Annotated in this window: 6 protein-coding genes; all 6 read right to left on the bottom strand. The window is 40.9% G+C overall.

Annotation, left to right across the window (positions count from 1 at the left end):
• Positions 1-256: 256 nt before the first annotated feature.
• The gene (locus tag AC1DRF_RS12140; RefSeq protein WP_477740825.1) at positions 257-1,489 is read right to left on the bottom strand and encodes an aminopeptidase; all 1,233 of its coding nucleotides are present in this window, start codon (positions 1,487-1,489) and stop codon (positions 257-259) included.
• A 143-nt stretch (positions 1,490-1,632) separates the two neighbouring features.
• Complete coding sequence (locus tag AC1DRF_RS12135) at positions 1,633-2,427, bottom strand: IclR family transcriptional regulator (RefSeq protein WP_477740824.1); 795 nt, start codon at positions 2,425-2,427, stop codon at positions 1,633-1,635.
• Positions 2,428-2,478: 51 nt separating this feature from the next.
• The gene (locus tag AC1DRF_RS12130; RefSeq protein ID WP_427076063.1) at positions 2,479-3,255 is read right to left on the bottom strand and encodes a fumarylacetoacetate hydrolase family protein; all 777 of its coding nucleotides are present in this window, start codon (positions 3,253-3,255) and stop codon (positions 2,479-2,481) included.
• A gap of 107 nt (positions 3,256-3,362) precedes the next feature.
• Complete coding sequence (locus AC1DRF_RS12125) at positions 3,363-5,540, bottom strand: malate synthase G (protein ID WP_477740823.1); 2,178 nt, start codon at positions 5,538-5,540, stop codon at positions 3,363-3,365.
• A gap of 171 nt (positions 5,541-5,711) precedes the next feature.
• On the bottom strand, positions 5,712-7,163 hold the full coding sequence (locus AC1DRF_RS12120) for an FAD-linked oxidase C-terminal domain-containing protein (RefSeq protein ID WP_230183525.1): 1,452 nt from the start codon (positions 7,161-7,163) through the stop codon (positions 5,712-5,714).
• Positions 7,147-8,243, bottom strand: a 1,097-nt coding sequence (locus AC1DRF_RS12115) for a (Fe-S)-binding protein (RefSeq protein WP_477740822.1), incomplete at its 5' end; no start/stop codon positions are given. The genes AC1DRF_RS12115 and AC1DRF_RS12120, both read right to left, overlap by 17 nt.

The following is an 8,243-nucleotide window of genomic DNA, read 5'->3' as shown; positions in this document are numbered from 1 at the left end:
GTGTCGGTTCTTTAGCTATTACTGTTCCTGCAGGATCTAGCGTTTTAACAGGTTCTCCTATAGTTTTAGAAGTTGTTAACTTTGCTCCTGATTCTACAACTGATGTACAAACTTAAAAATAACTTGCTATCGTTTTATTTTAAAACGTAATCGCGTGTAAGATATATGAAGTTTCAGTTTTACAGAAATTTAGTGATCATAATAAAAGCTTCTGCGGATGTAGCGCAGAAGCTTTTATTATTGTTATTTATTTAATTCAAAACGCCCAGTTCCCTTTTCTAAACACCGGCTCGCTTGTACCGTCAGCTTTAATGCCGTCGATGTCCATTTCAGCTGAGCCAATCATGAAGTCAACGTGGGTGATGCTGTCGTTTGCTCCGTTTTGTGACAGCTCTTCTTTAGACATCGTTTTTCCGCCTTCTAAACAGAAGGAATACGAGCTTCCGATCGCTAAGTGGTTGGATGCATTTTCGTCAAACAGCGTGTTGTAGAAGATGATGTTTGACTGAGAAATTGGCGATTGATGCGGTACTAAGGCTACTTCTCCTAAGTATTTGGCACCTTCATCTGTTTCAATTAGGTGCTTTAACGTTTCTTCGCCTTCTTCTGCTTTTACATCAACAATTTTTCCATTTTCAAATGTTAGCGTGAAGTTTTCAATTAAGTTTCCTGCGTAGCTAAGCGGTTTTGTGCTTGTTACTTGTCCGTTTACGCCGTCTTTTTTTGGAAGTGTGAATACTTCTTCTGTTGGCATATTGGCCMTAAACGAGTTGCCGTCTTCATTAACACTGCCTGCGCCAACCCAAATATGTTTGTCAGGAAGCTCAATTGTTAAATCTGTTCCTGGCGCTTTATAGTGAAGCTTAGCAAATCTCTTTTCATTTAAAATGTCTACTTTTGTATGTAATGAAGCATTATGCTCTTCCCATGCCGCCACTGGATCTTCTTGGTCTACGCGCACGGATTTAAAAATAGCTTCCCACAGTTTTTCTTGCTGCTGTTCTTCTGGAACGTCAGGAAATACTTTTGCTGCCCAGTCTTTTGAAGGAACAGCTACAATGGACCAGCTGATTTTATCGGATTGGATCGCTTCGCGGAATTTTTTCATGGCTTTTCCGCTTACTTTTTGGAACGCAGCAATACGTTTGCCGTCTACTCCTTTTAGTAAGTCAGGACCGCTTGAAATTACAGATAAAACAGCGCCTCCGTTTTTCACAAGCTCTTCTCTTGCTTGAGCTTTCCAAGCAGGAAATTCATTAAATACAGATTCATTTGCTTTTTCATATTTCAAACGAACTAAATGATCGTCATGCCAGTCTACATCCACAGACTTTGCTCCGGCTTCGTACGCTTTTTTCGCAATTTCACGAACAAAATCAGCGGAAGAAATATCGGCATTAATGTTTAATACTTGCCCTTTTTGAATGTTTACACCGACTTTTACAGCCAGCTCGGCGTACTTTTCAATATTGCGCTCAAACTGTTCCATAATTTATCTCCTTTACGTATATATTCTAACGACTTTATTGTATCATGAATAAAACATCAATTAAAAATCCTAGCCTGTAGTTTACATAATATAATTACGTTATTTTACAGATTATTATATAGCAAAAGTTTGTTCTCGAAGAATCAGAACAAACTTTTGTCTTTCACAGATTCAGTTTTGTAGCCGAGCCGCTCTGAAATGTTCTTGCCTATATCAACCATGCGTTCTTGAAGATACGTTAATCGCTCATTTGTCATACGCATCGTAGCACCGGAAATGCTGACTGCAGCAACGACTTGACCAAGGTGATCAAAAATAGGCGCTGCGATGCAGGTAATTCCATATTCATTTTCTTCTAAATCCAGCGCATATCCTTTTTGTTTTACTTCTGAAAGTTCTCGAAGAAAGCTTTCTTCATCTGTAATGGTGTGATCGGTATGAGCTGGTAAGCCTTTTCTTTCAAGAATGCTTGTTACCGTGTTAAGCGGTAAAAAAGCTAGGATAGCTTTACCGACAGACGTGCAGTGCATAGGGGCTCTTTTCCCTACTTTTGAATGCATGCGCAGCGTCTGATTGCCTTCTAATTTTTCAATATACACTACTTCACCTTGATCGTAGACAACAAGATGAATAACTTCATTTGTTTCACTTTCAAGTTCTTGCAAAAACGGCTTTGCTTCCGTTCGTAAATCAATAGAATCTAAAAGCTTTGAACTTACTTCTAAAAACTTATACCCAAGCTTGTACCGCCCGGTTTCTTGATCTTGTTCAATATAGCCGTACTGAGCAAGAGTAGTTAGAATACGGTATACGGAGCTTTTGTTGATGTCCATTTGCTTTGCAATTTCTGTGACGCATACCCCTTCTCTTTCCATGCTCACAATTGTGACGATATCCAACGCCCGGCTTACAGACTTCACCATATTTTCTCTCTCCATTTTTTTCTCTCCTTTCTGTGTCGTGTTACTGCCGGGCATTTTTTATCACTCTTATACGTTTACACGTTCTTTCTCTGCAGCAAACGGATTTTGGAGGGTTCCAATTTCTCGGATGGTGCATTCAATGACATCGTTTGCGCTTACCAGCTCCGCGCCGCCCGGACTTCCTGTTAAAACCACATCTCCCGGCTTAAGGGTCATAACAGTAGAAAGGTAAGCGATCATTTGCTCAACGGAAATAATCATTAAATCTGTCGAGCTATTTTGTTTTTCAACGCCATTTAAAAACGCTTTTACATGAATGGATTTAAAATCAAGTTCCGTTTCGATTACGGGGCCAAGAGGCGTAAATGAATCAAAGGATTTTCCAATGGTCCAGTGCCCGTCTTCATGAAAATAATCTGGAGCCGTTACATCGTTTCCAATTGTATACCCAAATATATAGTCCAGCACGTCTTCTTTTGCGATGTTCTTCGCTTCTTTTCCAATAACAACCGCAAGCTCGGATTCAAACTTGACGTGCTTAATCGCGGTTGGAATGACAATGGCCTCGTTTGGACCGATCACAGAGGATATGGGCTTAAAAAAGAAGACAGGAATAGAAGGCATTTCTCTTGGCAGCTCCGACTTTGCAGCTGCATAATTTGCGCCTATTCCAATAATTTGATTCGGCTCTAAAGGAGCCAAAAGCCTTACTTCACTCGGTGAAAAAGTCTGCCCTGTATAGTCCCATTTCTCAAATATATTTCCTTTAATGACGCTGATCGTATCCTCTTTTAGTACACCTGTATGACGGCTATCTTGTACAGCGAACCTTACAAATTTCATAACGTAGCTCCTTTTCCCATTTGCTTAATTTTGATAAGAATAGTAGATAGTCAGATTCTGAAGGTGTAAGTACAGCCTGCCATCTCCATGCTGACAGGCCGTTTGTTTTACTGTTTTATAGCTGCTTTTGCCTTTGCTTCGATACGGCGGCGGTGTAAAATGGGCTCCGTATAGCCGTTTGGCTGATCATAGCCTTGAAATACTAAATCGCAGGCTGCCTGAAAAGCAATGGATGTGCTGTAGTTCGATGCCATTGGCTGATACAGAGGATCATTTTCATTTTGTTGATCCACTACTTTTGCCATTCGCTTGAGCGTCTCCGTTACTTGTTCTTTTGTACAAATTCCATGATGAAGCCAGTTAGCCACGTGCTGGCTGGAAATACGAAGCGTTGCCCGGTCTTCCATTAGCCCTACATTATTAATATCAGGTACTTTTGAGCACCCTACTCCTTGGTCGACCCATCTCACTACATACCCAAGTATTCCTTGAGCGTTGTTGTCGAGCTCCTGCTGAATTTCATCTTTGCTCCAATTTGGTTTTTCTGCCACAGGAATTTGCAAAATGTCATCTTGTAAATCAGTAGACTGAGTAAGCAATTCGTTTTGAACATCTCTTACATCAATTTGATGGTAGTGAAGAGCATGAAGCGTTGCTGCGGTTGGTGAAGGCACCCATGCCGTATTCGCTCCTGCTTTTAAATGCCCCACTTTTTGTTTAAGCATTTCCGCCATCATATCCGGCATTGCCCACATTCCTTTTCCGATTTGAGCGCGGCCTTGGAATCCGCTTGCTAAGCCTACATTTACATTAGACTTCTCGTAGCCTTGAAGCCATTTAGACGTTTTCATATCATTTTTACGAATAACAGCCCCTGCTTCCATTGAGGTATGAATTTCGTCACCTGTTCGATCCAAGAATCCAGTATTAATAAAAGCCACTCGGTCTTTTACTTCTTTGATACACGCTTTTAAATTAAGCGTCGTGCGGCGCTCTTCGTCCATTACGCCAATTTTAATTGTATGACGCTCAAGCCCTAGCATATCTTCAATTGAATTAAATAACGTATTGGCAAAAGCGACTTCTTCGGAGCCGTGCATTTTCGGTTTAACGATATAGATAGAGCTCTTTTTAGAATTTTGATACGTGCCGTTTTTAAGTAAGGTGTGTTTGGCAATTAAACTAGTAATCACGCTGTCTAAAATACCTTCATAGATTTCGTTGCCATTTCGATCTAAAACAGCGCTGTTTGTCATTAAATGCCCAACGTTTCGAATAAACATAAGCGAACGGCCAGACAGTGAAATCTTTTTCTTGTCCGGAGAAATATAGGTACGGTCTGGATTTAAACGCCTTGTCATGTTTTGACTTCCTTTTTTAAAAGTAGACGTCAAATCACCTTTCATTAATCCCAGCCAGTTGCGGTAAACATCTACTTTATCCTCTGCGTCTACTGCCGCTACTGAATCTTCACAGTCCATAATCGTCGTAAGAGCTGCTTCCATTAAAATATCTTTTACACCCGCATCGTCTGTTTTACCAATCGAATCCGTACGATCAATTTGAACTTCAAAATGCAGGCCGTTGTTTTTGAATAAAAGAGCATCAGGGCTTTCTTCTTCTCCTTGATACCCTACAAATTTCTCTTCTTCCTGTAATTCGGTTAAACTGCCATCGTTTAATTGAGCGACAAGCTTTCCATTTTCAAGGCTGTACTGAACCACTTCCGCATGAGAAGACTGAACGAGCGGAACAACTGCATTAAGAAAATTCTTCGCAAACGCAATAACTTTTTCTCCTCGAATTGGATTATAAGAACTCGTGCGCGAAGCTCCATTTTCTTCACTGATTGCATCAGTGCCGTAAAGAGCATCATAGAGACTTCCCCAACGTGCATTAGCAGCGTTAATAGCGTACCGGGCGTTATTTACTGGTACAACAAGCTGCGGTCCTGCCTGATAGGCAATTTCGCTGTCTACTCCTTCTGTACCAATAAGAAAATCTTCTGTCTTGTCTTCTAAATAGCCAATTCTTGTTAAAAACGATTTGTATTCGCTAAAGTCACCGTCAGGGTTTTCTTGATGCCATGCATTAATTCGAGCTTGCAGCTGATCACGCTTTTCTAACAAACGTTTATTTACGGGTGTTAACTCGGTTACTAACGCTTCAAAATCAGACCAAAAATTTTCTGTACTTAGGCCGCTGCCCGGAAGAGCTTCCTCATTGATAAATTGATAGAGAACTGGAGCTACTTTCAGATTTCCAACTTGTTTGTAGTTTGTCACCGTCTGTTTCCTCCTCTTACTCTTTTACATTTTTAAATTTGGACACGCTTTCATTTCTTTTTGCCAAAATGGTTAAGACGAACATATGCGGTACTGTTTCTTATTACGAAACAGCGTTTTGTTTTTGTTAAAAAAATCATATCATCGAGCGAATATATTTTCAAGAATTTTCTAAAAATATTCTACTTTTTTCATTTCTTTTTTGACTTCAGCGCAGCGGCTCGGACTTGGAAACAGCTTTCCTGCATTTAATAGATTTTTAGGATTAAATACTTCTCGTATATTCGTTTGTGCTTGAATTTCATCTTCATTGAAAACAAATCGCATTTCTTCTTTTTTTTCAATGCCCACGCCATGTTCGCCGGTAATCGTTCCTCCTGCTTCTGCACAGACTTGTAAACATGCGCTTCCGGCGTCGAGTGCTTTTTCAGTTTCCCCCGGCTTTCTAGCATCAAATAATACAAGCGGATGCAAGTTTCCGTCTCCGGCGTGAAAAATATTGGCAATGCGAAGGCCAGATTCTTCGCTAATTTTGTTAATTCGCTTCAGCACTTGAGGCAGTTTACTTCTTGGAATAACGCCGTCTTGTACGAGATAGTCAGGGGATATAGCTCCCATCGCTCCAAATCCTGTTTTACGATTTGCCCACCACCTCGCGCGTTCTTCTTCACTTTCAGCTACTTTCACTTCCCGTACTTTTTGTTTTTTACATACGTCTAAAATACGAAGAATTTGCTCTTCGATACCGGCTGAAATGCCATCTACTTCAATTAATAAAAGAGCTTCAATATCTCTAGGGTGTCCCACTGGAAACGCAGCAGCTTCCACTCCTTCAATGGCGGTTTTATCCATCATTTCAAGCGCGGCAGGCACAATGCCAGCTGATATAATGTCTGATACCGCTTGGCTGCCGTCTTCTACGCGGTCGAAATAAGCAAGAACCGTTTGTTTTGCTTCGGGGTTTTTCAAAATGCGTACCGTAATTTTTGTAACGATTCCTAACGTCCCTTCTGATCCTGTTAAAAGCCCTAATAAATCATATCCCGGTTCATCTGGAATACCTTGCTTGCCAAGCTCAATCACATCTCCATTTGGAAGCACCACCTCTAGCCCTAAAATATGGTTGGTGGTTACTCCATATTTAAGACAGTGTGCCCCTCCTGCGTTTTCCGCTACATTTCCACCAATGGTGCAGCAATATTGACTCGAAGGATCCGGTGCATAATAATATCCTTTTTCAGAGATTGAATTGGTTAATTTAAGATTAATAAATCCCGGCTCTACAACGGCACGCCTGTTTTCATAGTCGACGCTAAGAAGGCGCTTCATTTTCACTAAACTAATAATCACTTCGTTATTAAGAGGAATCGCTCCCCCGCTCAGTCCTGTGCCTGCTCCTCTTGCAAGAAAAGGCAAATCATGTTCATTGCAGTATTTAACAATGCTAGAAACTTCTTTCGTATTTTGAGGAAATAACACCGCTTTAGGCAAATGTCTATGAATGGTAAACCCATCGCAGTCGTACGCAAGCAAATCTTCTTTATGATGCAAAATAGAATGAGCATCTACTAGTTGAGAAAGATTTTTTACGTGAAGATCTTTTATTCTATTTTTCTTCAACACGATGTGCTTCCTCCTCTTCTTTTTGATAGGCCCACTCCAAAAGCTGTACCGTGTGAACAATCTGCTGACTTCGTCCATATTTTTTCACTCCTACTGCCATCTGCAGCATGCATCCCGGGTTTCCCATTGAAATCATTTCTACGTCATGAGGCATATGTTCCATTTTACTTTGAAGCACAGCTCCCGCCATATCAGGATTTGTTAAATTATAAATTCCTGCACTTCCACAGCATCGGTCCGCATTAGCCATATGAACCAATTCCACTCCCGGAATAGAAAGTAAAATATCTCTTGGTTCTTCTCTAACTCCTTGACCATGAGCTAAATGGCAAGCGTCGTGATACGTAATACGCTTATGCAGCTTTGTCTGCGGGGGGCGATATCCCGTATCGTGAAGGTATTTTGAAATATCCTGGACTTTTTCAGCAAAGACTTCAGCTTTTTCAAGCCACTCTTGCTCTTCTTCTCTAAATAGTTCAGGATACTCTTTTAACATGCAGCCGCATCCCGCAGCGTTTACAATAATGGTATCGGCATGCTGAAACGCCTCTATATTTTTTTTGGCAAGCTGTCTTCCCATGTCTCGGTCTCCTGCATGAACGTGCAAAGCACCACAGCACGTTTGAGAGGGAGGAATAACGACGTCGTTTCCATTTCTTCGTAATACATTAAGAGTTGCTTCATTAATATCACTGAACATGACGTCCATGATGCAGCCGGTTAAAAAAGCAACTTCTGCTTTTCTTTCGGCTTTTGCTTTTAGAACCCGTTTCTTTTTATATTTTTTTCGAACAGAACGGGTAATTTTAGGCATTACATGTTCCATGTCCGTTAGATGTGTCGGCATCATATTTAACAAGCCTGTTGTGCGCATCATTTTTTGCATTCCGCTTTTTTGATACAGCTTCAATAAGCTTCCTGCAGCTTCTAAGCGATGAGAGTGAGGAAAAAGTTCTTTTAGAAAAAACTTGCTGATCATGCCTTTCCATCCCCTCAAAGGCATTGCCTGACGAATTTGGCCGCGAGCTTCTTCAATGAGTCCGCCAACGTCTACATTTGCAGGGCAAGCAGTTGTACAGG

This window comes from Priestia sp. P5_B4 (assembly GCF_056400385.1).
This window is presented reverse-complemented; position numbering and strand designations above follow the sequence as displayed.